This is a genomic window from Aestuariibacter sp. GS-14, assembly GCF_006494365.1.
In the GTDB taxonomy this organism is placed as follows: Bacteria; Pseudomonadota; Gammaproteobacteria; order Enterobacterales; family Alteromonadaceae; genus Alteromonas; species Alteromonas mangrovi.
Genome location: NZ_VHIP01000005.1, coordinates 325347 through 341851, shown reverse-complemented (window position 1 = coordinate 341851; position 16505 = coordinate 325347). Strand labels below are relative to the sequence as shown.

General features: G+C 49.0%; 15 protein-coding genes. 9 read left to right on the top strand and 6 right to left on the bottom strand.

Features of this window, described 5'->3' with window-relative positions; all coding sequences use genetic code 11:
- Positions 1-21 precede the first annotated feature (21 nt).
- The 3 genes from FJ444_RS11090 to FJ444_RS11080 all read left to right on the top strand — a co-directional run bounded on the left by FJ444_RS11090 (position 22) and on the right by FJ444_RS11080 (position 1837).
- Positions 22-408: a RidA family protein gene (locus tag FJ444_RS11090; RefSeq protein ID WP_140958347.1), complete on the top strand. Its 387-nt coding sequence runs from the start codon at positions 22-24 to the stop codon at positions 406-408.
- A 3-nt stretch (positions 409-411) separates the two neighbouring features.
- Entirely contained in the window at positions 412-1119 is a 708-nt protein-coding gene (gene trmH, locus FJ444_RS11085) for a tRNA (guanosine(18)-2'-O)-methyltransferase TrmH (protein ID WP_140958346.1), read from the top strand.
- A 91-nt stretch (positions 1120-1210) separates the two neighbouring features.
- Complete coding sequence (locus tag FJ444_RS11080) at positions 1211-1837, top strand: peroxiredoxin-like family protein (protein ID WP_140958345.1); 627 nt, start codon at positions 1211-1213, stop codon at positions 1835-1837.
- A gap of 104 nt (positions 1838-1941) precedes the next feature.
- On the opposite strand, the gene FJ444_RS11075 is transcribed toward FJ444_RS11080, so the two are convergent.
- Positions 1942-2559 (bottom strand): FMN-binding negative transcriptional regulator, encoded by a 618-nt coding sequence (locus FJ444_RS11075; protein ID WP_140958344.1) that lies wholly within the window; start codon positions 2557-2559, stop codon positions 1942-1944.
- Between the two features lie 218 nt (positions 2560-2777).
- On the opposite strand from FJ444_RS11075, the gene recG reads away from it, so the two are divergent.
- From recG to FJ444_RS11045, 6 genes are all read left to right on the top strand, one after another.
- Positions 2778-4859, top strand: coding sequence for an ATP-dependent DNA helicase RecG (recG, locus tag FJ444_RS11070; RefSeq protein ID WP_140958343.1), 2082 nt, complete (start codon positions 2778-2780; stop codon positions 4857-4859).
- Positions 4852-5613 carry a class I SAM-dependent methyltransferase gene (locus FJ444_RS11065; RefSeq protein WP_181405137.1) on the top strand — a complete coding sequence of 254 codons (762 nt, stop codon included), beginning with the start codon at positions 4852-4854 and terminating at the stop codon, positions 5611-5613. Before recG ends, FJ444_RS11065 begins: the two co-directional genes overlap by 8 nt.
- A gap of 84 nt (positions 5614-5697) precedes the next feature.
- Positions 5698-6171 carry a peroxiredoxin gene (locus FJ444_RS11060; RefSeq protein WP_140958341.1) on the top strand — a complete coding sequence of 158 codons (474 nt, stop codon included), beginning with the start codon at positions 5698-5700 and terminating at the stop codon, positions 6169-6171.
- A gap of 231 nt (positions 6172-6402) precedes the next feature.
- On the top strand, positions 6403-8001 hold the full coding sequence (locus FJ444_RS11055) for a carboxylesterase/lipase family protein (protein WP_140958340.1): 1599 nt from the start codon (positions 6403-6405) through the stop codon (positions 7999-8001).
- Positions 8002-8328: 327 nt separating this feature from the next.
- Positions 8329-9510 carry an NAD(P)/FAD-dependent oxidoreductase gene (locus FJ444_RS11050; RefSeq protein WP_140958339.1) on the top strand — a complete coding sequence of 394 codons (1182 nt, stop codon included), beginning with the start codon at positions 8329-8331 and terminating at the stop codon, positions 9508-9510.
- Between the two features lie 291 nt (positions 9511-9801).
- Entirely contained in the window at positions 9802-10707 is a 906-nt protein-coding gene (locus FJ444_RS11045; RefSeq protein WP_140958338.1) for a DUF3108 domain-containing protein, read from the top strand.
- 3 nt (positions 10708-10710) lie between these two features.
- Here the strand turns inward: FJ444_RS11045 and FJ444_RS11040 are convergent, their stop codons facing one another.
- The 5 genes from FJ444_RS11040 to FJ444_RS11020 are packed head-to-tail and all read right to left on the bottom strand — an operon-like array spanning position 10711 to position 16443.
- Complete coding sequence (locus tag FJ444_RS11040) at positions 10711-11421, bottom strand: phosphatase PAP2 family protein (protein WP_140958337.1); 711 nt, start codon at positions 11419-11421, stop codon at positions 10711-10713.
- Complete coding sequence (locus FJ444_RS11035; protein ID WP_140958336.1) at positions 11405-12919, bottom strand: glycosyltransferase family 39 protein; 1515 nt, start codon at positions 12917-12919, stop codon at positions 11405-11407. Before FJ444_RS11035 ends, FJ444_RS11040 begins: the two co-directional genes overlap by 17 nt.
- Positions 12919-13800, bottom strand: coding sequence for a phosphatase PAP2 family protein (locus FJ444_RS11030; protein ID WP_140958335.1), 882 nt, complete (start codon positions 13798-13800; stop codon positions 12919-12921). The genes FJ444_RS11035 and FJ444_RS11030 overlap by 1 nt, the downstream gene beginning before the upstream one ends.
- Positions 13793-15397, bottom strand: coding sequence for a glycosyltransferase family 39 protein (locus FJ444_RS11025; RefSeq protein WP_140958334.1), 1605 nt, complete (start codon positions 15395-15397; stop codon positions 13793-13795). Before FJ444_RS11025 ends, FJ444_RS11030 begins: the two co-directional genes overlap by 8 nt.
- A 2-nt stretch (positions 15398-15399) precedes the next feature.
- Positions 15400-16443, bottom strand: coding sequence for a glycosyltransferase family 2 protein (locus FJ444_RS11020; RefSeq protein ID WP_140958333.1), 1044 nt, complete (start codon positions 16441-16443; stop codon positions 15400-15402).
- Between the last annotated feature and the right edge of the window lie 62 nt (positions 16444-16505).

Here is a 16505-nt window from a genome sequence, read left to right as displayed (position 1 = left end):
CCATTATCCACAGGACTCATTATGTCTAAGTCAATTATTCAAACCGATAAGGCCCCTGCGGCCATTGGCACTTATAGCCAGGCTGTTAAAGCAGGTACCACGGTCTATTTGTCTGGCCAGATCCCACTGGTGCCGTCAACCATGCAATTGGTGTCTGATGATTTTGCAGAACAAGCCACTCAGGTATTTGAAAATATCAAAGCGGTTTGTGAAGCCGCTGGCGGTTCAACCAACGACCTGGTGAAAGTGAACATCTACTTGTTGGATCTGAGCAATTTTGCCACCGTAAACGAAATTATGGCTAAATACTTCACTCAGCCCTACCCGGCTCGCGCGGCAATTGGTATTAAAGCACTGCCGAAAGATGCGCTAATCGAAATCGATGGCGTAATGGAGTTGCCGGAGTAAGTCATGACACCTGAACGTTACCAGCGTATCAGAAACATGCTGGCCAAACGTCAGACGGATTTGACAGTATGCCTTGAGAACGTCCACAAGCCGCACAATGTGTCGGCGGTGGTACGCACCTGTGATGCCATTGGTATTCACAAAGTGCACGCTATATGGGAAAGCCGCTATGGCATTCGCCGTGGCACCGCCATGGGCAGCGAGCGTTGGGTAGGTGTAGACACCCATCAAAATGTGGGCGATGCCATTCGCGCGCTCAAAGCGAATAACATGCAGGTACTGGTTACCCACTTGTCTGACGAGGCTGTAGACTTTCGCGCAGTGGACTACACCCGGCCTACGGCAATTCTGTTTGGTCAGGAGAAATATGGCGCAACCGATGAAGCCATTGCCCTGTCTGATAAAGAAATTGTTATCCCCATGGTAGGCATGGTGCAATCGCTTAACGTGTCGGTAGCTGCGGCTCTGGTGCTGTACGAAGCGCAGCGCCAGCGTCAGAATGCAGGCATGTACCAGATTCAGCAACTCACCGAAGCCGAATGTCAGCGCATTTTATTTGAAGGCGGTTATCCGGTGCTGGCGAAAGTGTGCCGAAGCCGGGATTTGCCCTATCCGGTGATTGATGATCGGGGGCAAATTGCTGCTGACGATGCCTGGTGGGCAAAAATGGATATCAACACCAGCGCGTTTAAGTCGCTGCTCAACGCATAAAAACTTACGCTCAGCCAAAACCGGCAAACAGCCCGAAAGAAAAAGACCACATTGCTGGTCTTTTTTATACCTAACTGACTGAGAGATCCCAATGCGTTTACTACTTATTTCTGCGCTCTTTATAAGTGTGCTTGTTTCCTGTTCATCGATTGCCCAGCCGCGCGATATCGCGCCAGAGGCCGATGCGGTAAGGCCGCTGTTGAACGGCATGACCATTCCAAATGTTACCGTTAATCTGGCCGACGGTACGCCGGTCAGCCTGGCTGGGCTGACTATGCAAAAGCCTACGGTGATCCTGTTTTATCGAGGTGGCTGGTGCCCCTATTGCAACCGACAGTTTGCTGAACTGCAAACGGTTGAACGGGAGATTGTTGCACTCGGTTATCAAATCTTAGCTATCTCGCCAGAAACCCCTGCGAACTTGCAAAAGCAGGCACTCAATACCGAGATGCAAGTTATTCAACTGTCTGATACCGCACTCAATGCGATCCGCGAATTCGGCTTGGCTTTCCACGTGGATAAAGTGACGCAAATGCGCTATGCCGCCAATAACATCAATCTGGCGACAGACGCAGATGGTAATGCTGTATTACCCGCACCTGGTGTGTTTATAGTGAATCAGCAGGGCGTAGTGGAATTCAGCTACGTAAACCCTGATTTTAAGGTGCGTCCATCGGCAGCGCTTATCCTGAGTGTCGCTAAAGTGCTGGCTGACTAGGGTTAACAGCCAAGGAGCACACGGCGAATCAGCCGGGCTATGCGGCCCGGCTGATTCTCAGGGCCAAATCTAAGGAGCAAATCTCACCCGCTAACACTCGCAAGCTAATCCTGAGGGCAGGCAATGTTATTGCGCTGCATGTAATCCACTAAATCCAGCGCATCGTGACGACCCGTGTTCCGCAATCCGCTGTAGACACCGGCTTTGTCATCTGCCGATTTGTGTTGCCCCAGTTTTCTCACCCCTTGAAGCGATGTTACTTTGAGCTGAATTCCCACAATACCACGCAGCAGTTTTTGCTGATAATCTGCTTGGTCGGTACCGGCAGTCGGGCGGGCCATAGCGGGTTCAAATTTATCCATGATACGGTCTATTACATCCAGGGTTGAGGCATCATCCATTGCGTTAAGGTAGCCCTTGGCATGCACGGCAACATAATTCCAGGTAGGGACATTGGGTGCGCTGGCATACCAGGTTGGCGAAATATAGGCGTGAGGACCCGCGAACACGGCTAAAGCTTCAGTGTTATTCAGCTGTTTCCAATGTGGGTTGGCTCGCGCCACATGCCCTTCCAGTACTAAATCATCACCCTCCTGGCGCGCCAGCAATGGAATGTGGGTGGCCTGCATATCCTGGCTTACCAGCACCGCAAAAGCATACTCATCAATAAACGCCAGTTGCTCGTGTTGTTCTTTAAACGCAAACGGGGCGGGCACAAACATCGGATATTCCTTTCATCAGTCATGGAGCAATATATCACCATACCCACAGGTAAAACGCTACCTTCATACAGTACAGAAACGGCGCATTTGTTCGTATTGTGCCTGTGAATTGGCAGGTAATCCGGCACTTACTGCGAACAGCGGGGATTCAGGCTCGCATTGCGCCTGGGCTTGAATTACACTGCTGTCTATAAATACAGGAAGGAATACTTATTATTATGCGAGCGGAAGAGTCGCTTGCCACGCTACCTATTACACAACTCAAAGGCGTGGGCGCAAAAGTCGCAGAAAAACTCGCGAAAATAGGCTTAAATACCGTGCAGGATGTGCTGTTTCATTTGCCATCCCGCTACGAGGATCGCACGCGCATTTACACTATCGGCGATTGCCGGCCATTTACTCACGTTAGCATTCTGGGTGAGGTAATGTCGGCCGATATCCAGTACGGAAAAAAGCGCATGCTGGTGGTGAAGCTTAGCGATGGCACCGGCACCATTACCCTGCGTTTTTTTCACTTCGGGGCGTTGCAACGCAATATGATGACACCCGGCAATGAACTGCGTTGCTTTGGTGAAATCCGTACCGGCAAATGGGGGCTGGAAATGATGCACCCGGAATTTAAACTCATCGAAGCCGATACCGAAGAACTGGAAGAAACCTTAACCCCGGTGTACCCCACCACCGAAGGTGTGAAACAACTTACTCTGCGCAACCTAACTGAACAGGCGCTGGCTATGCTGGATCAAGGCGCACTCAATGACTTGTTACCTGACGGTATGTACAGCCAACAGGTGAGTCTGGCCGATGCGTTAAAGCTTGTTCATCGTCCGCCGCCCAGTGTCGCCGTAGAGCAATTGGAAGACGGTAAGCATCCCGCGCAAATGCGTTTGATTCTGGAAGAGTTACTGGCTCAGCATTTAAGCGTGCTGAAAATTCGCCAACAAAGCGACGCGCAACCCGGAATTGCTATCAGCGTCGACAATGCCCTGATCAATAAACTTCTCGGCAACCTACCGTTTTCACCTACCGGTGCACAGCAGCGGGTGGTAGCGGATATTCAACAGGATATGCGACAGCCACGGCCAATGATGCGTCTGGTGCAGGGCGATGTGGGGTCGGGTAAAACCCTGGTGGCCGCACTGGCCGCGCTGTCGGCAATTGGCGCGGGGTATCAGGTAGCCCTTATGGCGCCGACTGAGCTGTTGGCCGAGCAACACGCCAATAACTTCAGCCAATGGCTGGAGCCTCTGGGGATTCAGGTGGGCTGGCTGGCAGGTAAATTAAAAGGCAAAGCGCGCGAGCAAGTGCTGGAAAACCTCGCCAACGGCACGATTCAAATGCTGGTAGGCACCCATGCGATTTTTCAGGAGCAGGTAACGTATAGCCAACTGGCGCTGGTAATTGTTGACGAGCAGCATCGCTTTGGTGTGCATCAGCGACTGGCACTGCGCGAAAAAGGCGAAGCACAAGGGCGTTTTCCGCATCAGTTAATTATGACCGCTACCCCCATTCCCCGCACGCTGGCCATGACAGCTTACGCTGATTTGGATACCTCGGTGATTGATGAATTACCACCCGGGCGCACGCCGGTAAAAACCGTGGCCCTGCCTGATACCCGGCGCGGCGATGTGATTGAACGGGTACGGGAAGCCTGCGGCGAGCAGGGGCGTCAGGCGTATTGGGTGTGTACGCTGATTGATGAATCCGAAGTACTGCAGTGTCAGGCAGCAGAAGACACCGCTGTAATCCTTAAGACCGCCCTGCCCGACTTAAATGTAGGTCTGGTACACGGCCGCTTAAAGGCCGCAGAAAAGTTAGCGGTAATGGATGCGTTTAAATCGGGTGAGCTGGATTTACTAGTAGCCACCACGGTAATTGAAGTAGGTGTGGATGTACCCAATGCCAGCCTGATGATCATTGAAAACCCCGAGCGCCTTGGGTTAGCTCAGTTACACCAGCTACGAGGGCGAGTAGGGCGTGGCGCGGTAGAAAGCCATTGTGTACTGATGTATCAAAGCCCACTATCGAAAACAGCAACCAAGCGATTGGCAGTATTGCGGGAGTCTAACGACGGCTTTTATATCGCGCAGCGGGATTTGGAGATTCGCGGCCCCGGAGAACTTATGGGCACCCGTCAAACCGGTATGGCTGAGTTAAAAATTGCCGATCTGGTGCGCGACGCCCAGCTCATTCCGCAGGTACAGCACATTGCTGTGAAGCTGTGGCAGGAGTATCCAGCTCATGCGCAGGCCATCATTAATCGCTGGATTGGTCATAAGGAGCAATATGGTCATGCCTGATTTACCCTTTATTTTCGACAATCAAGCTGCGCCCAGCGCTACTGAACACGCCGTACTTGCTATAGTGCAACAAGCAGGGATCACCGTTACACAACACAGTGATGCACCATTGCAACTGCATCTGGCAGACGACTGTCTGGTGCTAAACGACGCAAGTGATGCCAAAAGTGTTGGTGTAAAAGTTGATTTCTTGTCTGGCCAAAGCCAGTACCGGCGGGCGCATGGCGGGGGCAGTAAAGAGCCCATTGCAAAAGCCATTGGCATAAAGAATGGTCAGCACCTCAATGTGCTTGATGCCACGCCGGGCCTTGGCCGTGATGCATTCGTGCTGGCTGCGTTAGGTGCAAATGTCACCCTGGTTGAACGTTCGGCGGTGGTATACGCCTTGTTGGCCGATGGCCTGCGTAGGCTGGCACTTCAGGAACCCGTACTTGCATCCCGTTTTCAATTGGTTCACGCCAATAGCGCCGAATACATGCTAACTCATCCCAAGGGGAGTGTGGATGCGGTATATCTGGACCCGATGTTTCCGCATAGGAAAAAATCGGCGTTAGTGAAAAAGGAAATGCGTGTTTTTCAGGAATTACTGGGCCCGGACGCCGATGCAGACGCACTGCTACCCGCTGCTCAGGCCATTGCGTTAAAGCGTGTGGTGGTAAAGCGCCCCAACAGCGCTCCATTTTTGGCGCAAACCAAACCTTCCATGGCCATTAGCAGCAAAAAACATCGATTTGATGTATATATCAATGTTTAACTATGCTGTTATAGTATTTAGAACAATTTATGGCCGTTGCTGCAACGGCATTGCCACTATAACTCTATTACTTGGGAGACAAGCATGATTGAAGTGGGAAGTACTTTACCTGAAGTGTCATTTGGTTACATTAAAGATGGCAAAATGACCGACGCCCGTACTAACGAAGTTTTCGGCGGAAAACGCGTTGTATTATTTGCTGTACCGGGTGCGTTTACACCAACTTGTTCCCAGGCGCATTTACCTGGCTATGTGGCATTAGCTGATAAAATTAAAGCCAAAGGTGTAGATACCATTGTGTGCCTGAGTGTAAACGATGCCTACGTAATGGACGCTTGGGGCAAAGCCTCTAACGCCGAAGAAATATTAATGCTGGCCGATGGCAATGCCTTTTTCACCAAAAGCGTTGGCATGGATATGAATACCAGTGATTTTGGTGGTACCCGTTCAGTGCGTTACTCCATGCTGGTGGAAGACGGCGAAGTGGTGAAGATTTTTGTTGAAGATCCGGGTCGCTTTGAAGTGAGCGATGCTGAAACCATGCTGAAGAACCTGTAACACATCTCTTATACTAAGAAGGCAACTGCCTTCTTAGTTTTTCCCTCCTGCGGTTATCCTTTTCTTCGCCTTGAAGCATTCCCATCGCCGGTATGTATTTGTTCCGGGCATGGGGCGCATTACAAAAAACAACATATCTTCAGTGTTTTGTGTATTCCGTTTTGTGCGTATTTGTGTCAGTTTGTTAGCTCACATAACAAATATAAACGTTGCCATAAAAAAGGAATCACTATGAAACTTCAGGTATCAGGGCGGAAACTCGTTTTGGGATGTGTCATGGCGTTGTCGTTAAGCGGCTGTGGCGAAAAAGTCGATCCGGCACAGGTAACCGTAAGCGGCGGCACAGTACAAGGCGTAAAATCCGATCAGGTTATCGCATTTAAAGGGATTCCTTTTGCAGCGCCGCCGGTGGGTGACTTGCGCTGGCGGGCCCCTCAAGCAGTACAGCCATGGCAAGGTGTACTGGATGCCAGTGATTATGGCAACGACTGTATGCAGTTACCTTTCCCTAGCGATGCTGCTCCGTTGGGCAAAACCCCAGCTGAAGATTGTTTATACGTAAACGTGTGGAAACCTGCCAATGCCACTGAAAAAACGCCAGTACTGGTTTGGATTTACGGTGGTGGTTACGTAAACGGTGGTGCATCGCCAGCGGTGTACAACGGTGAGCACTTTGCCGAAAACGGCGTCATTTTTGTGAGCTTTAACTACCGGCTGGGTCGATTTGGCTTCTTTGCGCATCCAGCGCTCACCGAGGAAGCAAAAGCCAATAACGAGCCCACGGCTAACTTTGCCGTGATGGATCAGGTTACTGCGCTTCATTGGGTAAGAAATAATATTGCTGCCTTCGGAGGCGACCCTTCAAACGTAACCATTATGGGTGAATCTGCCGGTGGCGATTCGGTGTTAACCATGATGCAAACTGCACCAGCGAAAGGATTGTTCCAGCGCGCGGTGATCATGTCGGGTGGCGGTCGCTCGTTAACGCAGCGCAGAGTGCTCAGCAAAGCAGAAGCGGGTGAGCAATCGGCTGAAGCCATTGGTGAAAACTTTGCCGAGGCCAAAGGCATCAGCACATCAGGCGCTGAAGCACTGGCGGCATTGCGTGAGTTAAGTGGCGAGAGCGTAGTAGACGGCTATAACCTGGCAAGCATGTTTGCACCACCTGCGGGCGGAAAAACCACTTACGTGGGAGGCCCGGTACAAGACGGCGAACTGATCACCGGTAGTATCCAAACGGCACTGGAAAATGCCACGGTTGCCGACATAGATGTGATGGTAGGCGCAACCAGTATGGACATTGGCTTTAACGCATTCCCCGACAAAGCCAGTTTATTTGCCTCTTACGGTGAGTTTGCCCAAGCCGCCGAAGCTGCTTACGACCCAACGGGTGACGCGCCTCTGCAATTGGTGGGTTATATGGCCGGGCAGGATCGCATGATGCAGGAGCCGGCTAGATTTGTTGCCACCAATATGACCAAGCTAGGCCACCAGGCCTATTACTACCGTTTTGGTTACGTGGCGGAATCACTGAGTAACGAACCCGGTGCCGCGCACGCGTCTGATATCCCGTTTTTCTTTCAAACCGTGGATGCAAAATACGGTTCGGCACTCACCCCTAAAGACGCTGCTACGTCGAACATGATCCACCAGTACGTAGCTAACTTTGCTAAAACGGGGAATCCAAATGGCGAAGGTCTGGCTACCTGGCAAGCCTTTGAGCCGGCTACGTCCAATATGATGGACTTTAACCGCGCAGGCGAGGGTAGCCATGGCGTTGACCCATGGAAAGCGCGCTTGGATGTGGTGGCTTCGGCGGCAAGCCGCTAGCTGAAGCATACCCTATTTACCTGAACTGACTTATACCAATTCTTATAGAAGTTTGCCCTCTCAGAGTGAGTCAAAACGACTTAGATCACGACGCGCACTCCGAGGCATAGTCATTCTATGTCCGGAGGGCGCAACACAGATGTAAGTCGTTTTGGCCACTCCCTATGGGCAACACTGGCAGGCTTTTTAGCGTTGTTACGCTTGCTTGATTTGGCACCACCAAACCTGTGCAACCAAGCCTAGCTAAAAAACCTGCCAGTGTTGCTGAGTGGGTAAACTTCTATAAGAATTGGTATTATACTACGCTCCTTGCATGAGGAGCGTGTAGTGAAACAGTTCGATGTGGTAGTGATTGGTGCCGGTGCGGCAGGGTTATTCTGTGCGGCGCAGGCAGGCAAACGGGGCCGAAAGGTACTGGTGCTGGACCACGCCAAAAAAATAGGCCGCAAAATTCTGATGTCTGGCGGCGGTCGGTGTAACTTCACCAACATGTACGCCAGTGCCGAAAACTACCTGTGCAATAACCCTCACTTTTGTAAGTCTGCATTAAGCCGCTACACTCAATGGGATTTTATTGGGCTGGTGGCGGAATACGGCATCCCCTATCACGAAAAGACCTTAGGCCAGCTATTCTGCGATAATTCGGCATCGGACATTGTGGATATACTGGTAAAGGAATGCAGCAAGGCTGGCGTAACCATTACCACGCACTGCGAAATTGGCGCTGTAGCAAAAGCCGATGAAGGCTTCACACTAACAACCACACAAGGCGATTACCAATGTGAGTCTTTGGTTATTGCAACCGGTGGCCTGAGCTTACCGAAATTGGGTGCCACACCGTTTGGTTATCAGATTGCAGAGCAGTTTGGTTTAAAGGTGTTGCCTACCCGCGCAGGCTTGGTGCCTTTTACGCTGCACGAGCACGAAAAAAACCTGTTATCCCAATTAAGTGGTATCGCCATAGACACCTACGCCAGCTGTAACAATACCACGTTCAAAGAAGCGACTTTATTTACCCACCGGGGCTTAAGCGGCCCGGCCATGCTACAGATTTCCAGCTACTGGCATCCCGGTGATACCTTGCACCTGAATGCCGCACCGGGTGTGGACATTAGCGAGGACCTGGCCGAATCTCAATTAAAGAACCCTGATTCTTTATTAACAACCTGGCTGGCAAAACACTATCCAAAACGCGTGGCTACCACCTTGTGTGAATTGAATGGCTGGGAAAACAAACCGCTGAAACAACTCAACAGCAAAGACATAGCACACATTGCAACCCAACTCACCGACTGGCAAATAAAACCAAACGGTACAGAAGGTTACCGCACAGCAGAGGTCACGCTAGGCGGCGTAGATACCGATGAACTATCGTCTAAAACCATGATGAGCAAGAAAGTAGAACAACTATTCTTTATAGGCGAAGTGGTAGACGTCACCGGCTGGTTGGGTGGCTACAACTTTCAGTGGGCCTGGAGCAGCGGCTGGGCCGCTGCGCAGTATGTGTAAGGCTGTTCAGCATAAATTTGTCTTGCGTTGAATAGGCAGTTTGTACGGGTCTAACTTGCTCAAACTATTAAAATTTACATCAGTAATTTGAGTTGCGGTATTACTATATTCTCGCCCAACAATTTTTGAACAACGCTTAAATATAAATAATGAAATAATTGGTTATTATACTGCCTGTTTAGAAAAAGCTAACGGTGTGTAGTCAAAGAGTATTGTCTTGTACTGATATAATTTACGCATTAAGTAGAGAAGAGTCACTTTGATTGCGCTTGTGTAATGAGCTACTAATTCATGAATGCACTTCTTAGAGTATTTATACAGTTCAGGGAACCGTTGAATACATTCGGTTACCTGCCCTACAGGCACAGGATTACTGCAAATCGAGCGGGCAATATAATAAAGTCCCTTGCGATGCTAAGAACGAAATACTGTTTGAATCTTTTGCTATCAGTAATCTACATGTGTTTCATTTCAGCGCTTGTTGGTACGCCATTTCCTTCCGTTGCCGCTAATGACACAGGCGAAACGTTACGACCTTTTGAAGCCATTTATGATGTATATCGCAGAGGCGATAAACTCGGCGAGGGGACCCGTACACTGAAATTGCTTTCAGACTCAGCCTGGGAATTCAGTTATCGAACTGATTTAAGTGTATTTTTCTTGAGTGACAGGCGTCATGAAATAAGTCGATTACTGATCGACGAGGATTTTAAAATACGTCCATTCTGGTATGAGTTTAAGCGAACTGGAACGGGGGCTGATAAGAAGAATTGTCTGACTTTTAACCATACCAATGGTGTGGTGACGGATGCTGTTGCAAATAAAGTAATCAACGACATTTTCTGGCAACCGGGCGTCCAGGACCAGATCAGTTACCAACTTCAGTTACAGGTAGATTTATTACTTCAACGTACACAACTGGAATACCGGGCAATCAATAAAAAGGCTGCGCCGAGGGACTACAATTTTGCTACTCTCTCAACTGAGGAGACGCGCGTTCCATACGGTACATTGGAAACAATAAAGGTGAAGCGGATCACTGAAAATTCGGATCGAGTTACTTACGCATGGCTTGCGCCGTCATTGAGTTTTACCTTGGTCCGACTACAGCAGATTGAAGATGGTAAAGAAAGTTATGACGTGAGACTGAAGTCTCTGCAATGGCTGAGCGAGGAAAATCTTCTCAGCCATAATTAATACTTAGCTTCTAACAAGCTTACTCTGATTGAACTTGGTGTGCGAAGGGGTCGTTAGCCTGTGGGTTTTCGCGAGCAGCAAAGACGTAAAATAGACCGCCCAGAAAGCAAACACTATGTCGCTGAAAAAATGACCGCCCTGCATCATTCTTACCAGCCCTACGGCTATTCCGGTTAAAACACCAAATACAAACCAACGGCGCTTACGAGTCACCCAATATAATGACATAAATACAAACCCCAATGCAGCATGCCCACTGACGAATGAACAATTGTGATGGCATTGCCCAGACCAGGTCATAACCGGGGCAAAATCCTGTAAGCCATTAAATTCAGTGATTTGTACCGGACGGGGGCGGCCGAATGAATTGTCTTTTAAGCCCAGATTAACTACCAGACCCGGTCCCAGGATAAGTGCAAGCAGAAGAAAAATGGTTTTGTGGCGCAGTCTCGCAGTTTCAGTTTTACGGCGGCGAAGCCACAAAAGTAGTCCTGCAAGTACCAGCAAAATAAGCAGGTGAATTCTGGCAAATATGACATAAATAGCGTGTACCAACCAGTTGTCGTTCAGCGGAAATCCTACACCGTCGAAGAACGCTGACGCCATCCACAGGTCAATTACGGGTAATTGATTTAAAATCAGGGCACACAACCCGGCAAGTAAAATATCCAATCGCCAGGTCAGTACAGTCAAATACTTAGTTGCAGTTTTCATAGCCGTTGAATCCAGAAAGTTTGTAGAGATACCAGGTTCTTGTTAGGGACGGATACACTTGTTGAGTAATGGGAGGAAGTGTTTTGATGCTTTGGAAACAACGCGTCAGATCCATCGGCTTTTCCGTCACGAAGAGATAACCAGAAGCCTGATTTGTTTCGCTTAACGAATGCATAAGGTCAAAGTGGTCGTCGATATGCCCATCCGGGTTAAACGCCATCAAAGCGGGTGCATCGTGGTTGTTCTTTGCGTAATAGGACAAATAAGAGAGCACTGCACGGGAGTTACTTAGGTAAGCTTCATTTACTGAAAGCGAAGGAACCTGTAATGCCAGTTCTCGCCAGCCACTAACCCGGTGATAGGGAGTATTCCGGGTGGATGGTTGAATACCCGTGATTTTCTGTAATTGCGGCCAGGTGTAAAACGCTGACGCAAGTACAAGATTGATTATTACAATACCTTTCAGCCAGCCCGGCTTTCTGTTTTGGATTACCCAGACTGCCACCAGAATACTAGCGGAAATATACGCTGGAGCGGCCCAGTTCATATTGGCTTTTGCCAGCAAAGCCTGGATGCAGATAATGATGAGCATGGGTAACGCTGTCCAGATAAGCAGTGCGGTGTGGCAATCCTTTTTGCCCCTGTCTTTGAAGTATGTTGCTGACAGATAGAGTAAGAGCGCCAAGGCTGGAGGGCCAAAAGTAAAGAACTGACTACCGAAAAACTCAGCAAATTTATCTGGGTGGAAGAGTTTTTGTTGTAGCTTTGATATTTCAGATGTGTGCTGAAAACTTATGAAATCATGTTGATAGTTCCACCAGAGATTAGGTGAAAACAGCAAAAGGGCAACAAACAAACTCATCAATACGCCTGTTACGCATTGCCGATTGCGATAACGAGCTTGGCTAAGCATGAAAAGGCCAAGTGAGCCAGGTAACACCGCCATGGTATATTTTGAAAGTAGACCGAGGCCAATACAAATGCCAAACGCAAACCACCAACGGCGAACCTTGGTGGAATCATTTCTGTAATCCGTGTCAGTTGCTTTTACAAAGCAATATATTCCGGCTGACCAGAAAAACAGCAAAGGTGCGTCAGTGGTTATAAACAGACTGTTGAACGTAACAATAGGAGAGGAAAAAAATATCAGAGAGGCTGCTTTCGCTATGGCGTCGTTTTTGTATAACGATTGGGCTATTAAGTAAATAAAACCGGCTGCGCCAGCATAAAGCAAAGGGCTTGAAATTCTGATCATCCATTCATTATTGCCGCCAATATTTGTAGTTGTAGCAATCAGCCAGGCAACCATAGGCGGTTTGGAGTAGTATCCCCAGTCAGGCGTCAGCGACCAGAAACGATAATAGGCTTCGTCATAGAACAGAGCCAGGTTCTGAATAGGTCCGACAAAAAGGTGAGCACACAGCAGCAGCGCCATCAGCGGCAAGAACCAACCTGATTGTGTTTGTGCTTCTGATAAACTGGTGGTTTGAAACAGCATTACGCAATCCCGTGTCTGGAGGCTGTGTGTTGCACAGCGACCGGCAGAAACAGGTAATCAATCAGGCAGAATGCCAGTGCACTGACAGACAAGGCAGAGCCCATCCCTGAAGCCAATGGATAGCCACCATTGTGGTAGTAAAGCAAACCCGCAGATATTATTAGCAGTGACAGCGTAAAAATATGGGTAATTCTGGAAAAGCCAAATCGCCAGCGCTTGGCAGTGTATATCGCCGCCAGTGTAACCAGAATACCTAGCCCGGCTCCGGTTAATACATCTACTGGCCAATGAGCTCCCACCATAACCCGGCTAACAGCTACAGCGCTGCCAAAAAGCATGAGTGTTATCCGAGTTGACCGTTTTCTTACAAAATAGAATTGCAAGGTTACAAAGATAAAAATGGCCATGGAATGGCCTGACGGAAAGCTATTGCGCTGAAATGCCTGACCAACCAAAGCGAAGTCAGTTTGTAATAGCACCCCTGCAGGACGCGTGGCATCAAAGTAATTTTTCATGCCGTGACTAATAAGGGTGCCGTAGATCGCGGCTAACAGAAGAATATTGAGCATAGCCGGACACCGGCGTGCACAAAACAGCACGAGGGTTAGGGCAACCGCTGTGTCACCAAAGTAAGTCAGCATTGACCAGAACGCGTCAGGTAGTAGAGGGGTATTCTGATTCAGCGTATGGAAACCACCGTGATAACCCCCTAGGATTGTGATAAACGTTGCTACGACTAATAGTGAACAGGCCAGCCAGGTTAGATATCGGAAAACCTGTTGATCCTCTCTGTTTATCAGATTGTCACGACTTCGCACTAAGTGAACGGGCAATCCCTGCATCAGATAACATTGCCTGAGGTGTTTATTTAGTTCATTCATTCAGAAGCTCTACCAATAAAATCCCGCCTTTGTTGTAGTGCACAGGCAGTTCGGTTACGTTGAGTTGTTCTTTTAAATCGTTAAGGCGATCAATGCGGGTAAAGACGAGTTCGCCTGGTTGCGGTAATCGGTGTGGAGTGATTTGTTGTCGGTAGACACTGAAACTTGGCATGCGGATCCCGTAAGCTACTACAGTTTTGTTCTGCATATTACGGGCTATATACGCCGCTTCTTTTACAGGTGTTTGTTGCAGGCTGGCCAGTGCGCCAATTAACAGAGTAAATACGAAAAGTGTCTGTATTGTGCCGGCAAGTATCAATCTGTTTTCATTATTTATGAACGGTACTGCGCTTAGAATTACGACAGCGACAAGACACATTGATACCACTGTGTACCAACGCCAGTCGAACCACAACTCTCCCTGGGCCAACAGCGTTTTTTCATAGGCCCGGCCCGACTCAGCAGCAGATAGCGATAGAATTTCCGGCAGCGCCAGCATCAGAATGAAAAATATGAAAGGAAAAGCCAGTAGCCAGGCGCTGTTGAATAAGCTGGCTCGATGTCGGGCAAAAATCAGCATCAAGCCGGTGACACCGTAGAGCACGTAGTGAGGCAGTTGAGTTTGTGACATAGAAACCAGTGCAAACACAACGGCGAACCATAGCACCATAAATCGTGTCAGGGGCTCTGCCCAAAGCGCCTTAAAATGCACCAGTGCTTTCAAAAATACACCGGTAAATGGCAATAGCACTAAAGGCAGCACCAACAGATAATAGGCCGGGTTGCCACCATGACCTTCACGAGTTTCATTAAAACGGTTCAGATTATGATCTAGCAGGAAGCCCTCAAAGAATCCAGCTCCCTGGTCGCGATAAACCATAATCAACCAAGGGCAGATAACTAACAGCATCAATACCCAGCCAGGTAGGTAGAAGACGGCATTCAGCCATAACTTCCCCTTCCCGTATGAAAGATAAAACAATAGGCTGCTAATTAGGGGAACTACAACCGCAACAGGTCCCTTGGTGAGCAGGCCGAGCGCGAGCCACAGAAAAATTCTCAGCAGCAAACTTCGAGGGAGTGTGGGTCGGTATGATCCTGCGGGACCATTCGGGTCGGCCGTCTGAATCTGAAACACACGCCAGATATCGAATACCGTGAGGCAGATGAACAGGTTAAGCCAGGCGTCTGCAGTTGCGGCGCGGCCAATCACTGTTATCCACAACGTATTGGCCATGATAAGCACGGTGATAGCGGCTGTGTGGCTATCCCACTGTTCTCTGGCGAAACGAAAGCTTACCAGTATCCATAATGAAGCAGCGATGGCGGATGGCAAACGAAGTGCAAACTCGTTAAAGCCGAGTAGCGATACGCTTAAGGCTTGAAACCAGTAGCTCAGTATTGGCTTATCGTAACGAGGTACGCCGTCGAGATAAGTGGCAGCATAGTTTCCCGACGACAGCATTTCTCTGGTTGCTTCTGCAAACGCACCTTCATCGAGGTCAAATAAGGGCACACCCCAGAGATTGAGGTAAAAAGCGAGAAAAATACTCAGGACGAGAAACGGCCAGGATGTCAGCTTACTTTCCCATTTCATTGCTATTTCCTCGCAACCCGGTTTATGCCAGATGCATTCTCAGATTCCGGTTGCTTTGCGTTGTCAAACCAACAAGATGACTGTTCTACGGGTGTGGCGCTGCGCAACGTATATCCTCTTGCATTCGTGGCCTGAAAAAATACTCTTGAGAGCATCTCCGCCAGCACTCCAGTAGTGATAAATTGCATAGAGGCAACGAGTAACAGGATGCCAATAAAGAACAGTGGGCGGGAACCGATGTCCTGTCCGAATCCGAATTTGATTATGAGTAAATAGCTCATGATCATGCTTCCAAACGATCCAAACCAAAGTCCGAGATAACCAAAAAAGTGTCCTGGGCGGGCACTGAATCGCAGAAAAAAGAAGACAGAAAGGAGATCTAAAATAACTCTGAAGGTTCGCGACAATCCGTATTTTGACTCTCCAAACTGACGTGCATGATGGCGAACCGGGCATTCACCAATTCTTGAAGGTTGCGTGACCGAAGCGACCCATACAGGAATAAACCGGTGCATTTCGCCGAAAAGGCGAATTTGTCTGAGTACGCTGGCGCGATATACTTTCAGGCTACAGCCATAGTCCCGTAAACGCACTCCTGTGATTTTTGCGATCAGTTTGTTGGCAAGCCAGGAGGGAAGTTTTCGCAGTAGCCAGCCGTCCTGCCTATTCTGTCGCCAGCCTTGTAGCATATCCAAATCACGCTCAATGAGTTGTTCTATCATTGCTGGAATGTCTGCCGGATCATTCTGTAAATCGCCATCCAGTGTCACGATTAGGTCGCCTCTTGCAGCATCAATTCCGGCTTGCATTGCAGCTGTCTGACCATAATTTCGCTGCAATGAAACTAATCGGATATGACTGCCCAGTTGTTCCCGGCATTCTTTAACACGCAGACTCGTCGCGTCCGGGCTTCCGTCATCTACACAAATCAGTTCCCAACGATTAGGACAATCGGCCAGTGTCTGATGAATCCTGGTAATCAGCGGGTTTACATTTTCTTGTTCTTTATATAAGGGAACGACTATGGAAAGGGAAAAGGCGGACATGCGGTATCACAATAGTGCGGATAATCATCACATTATCAAAATCCGTTATGACGTTCCGGTGT

Bases quoted from the DNA above. Each gene is read 5' to 3' on its own strand.
- trmH (WP_140958346.1), top strand. From the start codon at position 412: ATGACACCTGAACGTTACCAGCGTATCAGAAACATGCTGGCCAAACGT.
- FJ444_RS11020 (WP_140958333.1), bottom strand. From the start codon at position 16,443: ATGTCCGCCTTTTCCCTTTCCATAGTCGTTCCCTTATATAAAGAACAA.
- FJ444_RS11045 (WP_140958338.1), top strand. From the start codon at position 9,802: ATGAATGCACTTCTTAGAGTATTTATACAGTTCAGGGAACCGTTGAAT.
- FJ444_RS11040 (WP_140958337.1), bottom strand. From the start codon at position 11,421: ATGAAAACTGCAACTAAGTATTTGACTGTACTGACCTGGCGATTGGAT.
- recG (WP_140958343.1), top strand. From the start codon at position 2,778: ATGCGAGCGGAAGAGTCGCTTGCCACGCTACCTATTACACAACTCAAA.
- FJ444_RS11060 (WP_140958341.1), top strand. From the start codon at position 5,698: ATGATTGAAGTGGGAAGTACTTTACCTGAAGTGTCATTTGGTTACATT.
- FJ444_RS11090 (WP_140958347.1), top strand. From the start codon at position 22: ATGTCTAAGTCAATTATTCAAACCGATAAGGCCCCTGCGGCCATTGGC.
- FJ444_RS11035 (WP_140958336.1), bottom strand. From the start codon at position 12,919: ATGCTGTTTCAAACCACCAGTTTATCAGAAGCACAAACACAATCAGGT.
- FJ444_RS11080 (WP_140958345.1), top strand. From the start codon at position 1,211: ATGCGTTTACTACTTATTTCTGCGCTCTTTATAAGTGTGCTTGTTTCC.
- FJ444_RS11030 (WP_140958335.1), bottom strand. From the start codon at position 13,800: ATGAATGAACTAAATAAACACCTCAGGCAATGTTATCTGATGCAGGGA.
- FJ444_RS11055 (WP_140958340.1), top strand. From the start codon at position 6,403: ATGAAACTTCAGGTATCAGGGCGGAAACTCGTTTTGGGATGTGTCATG.
- FJ444_RS11025 (WP_140958334.1), bottom strand. From the start codon at position 15,397: ATGAAATGGGAAAGTAAGCTGACATCCTGGCCGTTTCTCGTCCTGAGT.
- FJ444_RS11065 (WP_181405137.1), top strand. From the start codon at position 4,852: ATGCCTGATTTACCCTTTATTTTCGACAATCAAGCTGCGCCCAGCGCT.
- FJ444_RS11075 (WP_140958344.1), bottom strand. From the start codon at position 2,559: ATGTTTGTGCCCGCCCCGTTTGCGTTTAAAGAACAACACGAGCAACTG.